The organism is Saccharopolyspora sp. (assembly GCF_017434145.1).
Classification (GTDB): Bacteria; Actinomycetota; Actinomycetes; order Mycobacteriales; family Pseudonocardiaceae; genus Saccharopolyspora_C; species Saccharopolyspora_C galaxeae.
This window is the reverse complement of the sequence record NZ_JAFRFW010000181.1, coordinates 1-2819: the sequence shown is the minus strand read 5'-3', so window position 1 is coordinate 2819 and position 2819 is coordinate 1. Positions and strand designations below refer to the sequence as shown.

Genomic DNA, 2819 nt, shown 5'->3' with positions numbered 1-2819 from the left:
GGGCCGACAAGCGCGAGGTGCTGCTGGAGGACCGGCACGGCGCCCGCCGGGTCTTCCCGCTGCGCCCGGCCGCTTTCCTGCACGAAGGCAAACCCGCCACGCTCGTACCGGCCCCTTCCGGGCCCGCCGAGGCCGCACCGGCTCGCTCGGCCTCCGGGTCCAGGCGGGTCGAAGGCCTGCGCGCCCGGCAGGCCCGCGGCAGCCGGATCTGGGTGGAAGGGCTGCACGACGCCGAGCTGGTCGAACGGGTATGGGGCCACGACCTGCGAGTCGAGGGCGTGGTGGTCGAACCGCTGCACGGCGTCGACGATCTGCCCGGGCTGCTGGCCGAGTTCGAGCCCGCCGCGGGCAGGCGGGTCGGGGTGCTGGTGGACCACCTGGTCCCGGGCAGCAAGGAGTCCCGCCTCGTCGAAGGCATCACCGACCCGAACGTGCTGATCACCGGCCATCCGTACGTGGACGTGTGGGAGGCGGTGCAGCCCGCCGCGCTCGGCATCGCGCAGTGGCCGCAGGTGCCGCGGGGGCAGGACTGGAAGCAGGGCGTGTGCGACGCGCTCGGCTGGGGCGAACCCGCCGAAGGCTGGCGCCGGGTGCTCTCCGGCGTTTCAGGATTCCAGGACCTGCAGGCGCCGCTGCTGGGTGCGGTGGAACAGCTGATCGACTTCGTCACCGCCGAGTGAGGGCCGCGACGCGGCGGATCACGCGTTGATCACTTCGGAGTAATCCTGCCACCAGGGCGGTCCGGTTCTGCCACCATGAACGCATGGTCCCGGTGCTGTGGCTGATCGTCGGATTTCTGCTGATCGCCGCGGAAGTGCTGTCCGGGGACTTCGTCCTGGCGATGCTGGGCGCGGCCGCGCTGGGGACGGCGGGCGCCGCGGCGCTGGGAGCTCCGCTGTGGGTCGACGCGCTGGTGTTCGCCGCGCTGTCGGCCGGGCTGGTCGCCGGTGTGCGACCGGCGCTGAAGCGCCGCTTCCAGGTCGAGCAGGAGCTGAAGACGAACGTCGAGGCATTGGTCGGCAAACGCGCCACCGTGCTCGAACCGGTCGATCACCAGGGCGGCCGGGTGCGCATCGACGGCGCCGTGTGGTCGGCCCGCACGGCCGAAGACGAGCAGGTGCTGCAGACCGGCGCGACGGTGCTGGTCGTGGAGATCTCCGGGGCCACCGCGGTGGTTTCGGCACAACCTTGAGCTGGAGGATTCAGGTGGGTCCTGGATTGATCGTGCTGGTGGTCGTCGTACTGCTGGTCATCGTGGTGCTGGTGAAGTCGGTGCTGGTGGTGCCGCAGGCGCAGGCGTCGGTGGTCGAGCGGCTCGGCCGGTTCCGGACCGTGGCCGCGCCGGGGCTGAACTTCCTGATGCCGTTCCTGGACCGGGTGCGGGCCCGGATCGATCTGCGCGAGCAGGTGGTGTCGTTCCCGCCGCAGCCGGTGATCACCCAGGACAACCTGACGGTGTCCATCGACACCGTCGTCTACTTCCAGGTCACCGATTCGCGCGCGGCGGTCTACGAGATCTCCAACTACATCGTCGGCGTGGAGCAGCTGACCACCACGACGCTGCGCAACGTGGTCGGCGGGATGAGCCTGGAGGAGACGCTGACCTCCCGCGACCAGATCAACACCCAGCTGCGCGGGGTGCTCGACGAGGAGACCGGGCGCTGGGGCATCCGGGTCGCGCGGGTGGAGCTCAAGGCGATCGACCCGCCGCCGTCGATCAAGGACTCGATGGAGAAGCAGATGCGCGCCGACCGGGAGAAGCGCGCGATGATCCTCAACGCCGAAGGCGAGCGGGAGTCGGCGATCAAGACCGCCGAAGGCCAGAAGCAGTCCCAGATCCTGGCCGCCGAGGGCGCCAAGCAGGCGTCCATCCTGGACGCCGAGGGGGAGCGGCAGTCCAGCATCCTGCGTGCGCAGGGCGATCGGGCCGGTCGCTACCTGCAGGCCCAGGGCCAGGCGAAGTCGATCGAGAAGGTCTTCGCCGCGGTCAAGCGCGGCAAGCCCACTCCGGAACTGCTGGCTTACCAGTACCTGCAGACCCTGCCGCAGATGGCGCAGGGCGACGCCAACAAGGTGTGGGTGGTGCCCAGCGACTTCAACAAGTCGCTGGAGGGCTTCGCGCGGATGCTCGGCGCGCCCGGCGAGGACGGCACCTTCCGCTACGAGCCGCCGGCCGAGGAACCGCCCGCAGGCGCTCCGGAGGACGAGGAGGAGTCGGTGGCCGGCTGGTTCGACACCTCCACGAATCCGGAGGTCGCCGAAGCGGTCCGGGCGGCCGAGGAAGTGGCCCGCAAGGAGGTGCCCAGCGCCTCGGCGCCGGGCAACACCGGGCAGGGCGGCGCGTTGTCCGGTCCGGAGGCCGCGCGGGCGCTGGGCAGGCCCGGTGGTCTCGACGAGCCGCCCGCGGGCGGCAACCCACCCGCCTGACCGGCGTCTCCGGGCTCGGTGCGCATCGGTGATCGAGGTGCGGTGAGCGGCTGAGCAGATTTCGTGGGGGCGGTGCTTGTTCTCGCACCGCCCCCACGCTTTGCACTTTCCAAGTCGAAACATATAGACGTTTCAGTGCACCCCGACAGTAACACCGACAAGCAGCTCGCCTCGCCCACCTGGTCCGGACACACCGCTGCAGACCAACGCGACCTGCTGGAGTCCGCCTAAAGACCCTCGGGAAAGGGCGGAGGGCTGATCAGCGCTGTCGGGTCACTGCGGCGGTTCGAGCCTGGGTCCGCCCGCCACGCCGAGGACGCGCACGACGTCCAGCAGGTGCTCGCGCAGCCGGGTCTTCGCGGTCTCGGCGTCGCCGTCCCTGATCGCCTCGG

Annotated in this window: 3 protein-coding genes; all 3 read left to right on the top strand. The window is 70.7% G+C overall.

Features of this window, described 5'->3' with window-relative positions:
• On the top strand, positions 1 to 680 hold a 680-nt coding region (locus IJH84_RS05140), incomplete at its 5' end, for a DUF3097 family protein (RefSeq protein WP_295140886.1).
• An 83-nt stretch (positions 681 to 763) separates the two neighbouring features.
• Complete coding sequence (locus IJH84_RS05135) at positions 764 to 1192, top strand: NfeD family protein (RefSeq protein ID WP_200072526.1); 429 nt, start codon at positions 764 to 766, stop codon at positions 1190 to 1192.
• Positions 1193 to 1206: 14 nt separating this feature from the next.
• Complete coding sequence (locus IJH84_RS05130) at positions 1207 to 2427, top strand: SPFH domain-containing protein (protein ID WP_200072525.1); 1221 nt, start codon at positions 1207 to 1209, stop codon at positions 2425 to 2427.
• Positions 2428 to 2819: the final 392 nt, after the last annotated feature.

Excerpts from the sequence above, each read along its gene's own strand:
- IJH84_RS05135 (WP_200072526.1), top strand. The coding sequence starts at position 764 with ATGGTCCCGGTGCTGTGGCTGATCGTCGGATTTCTGCTGATCGCCGCG.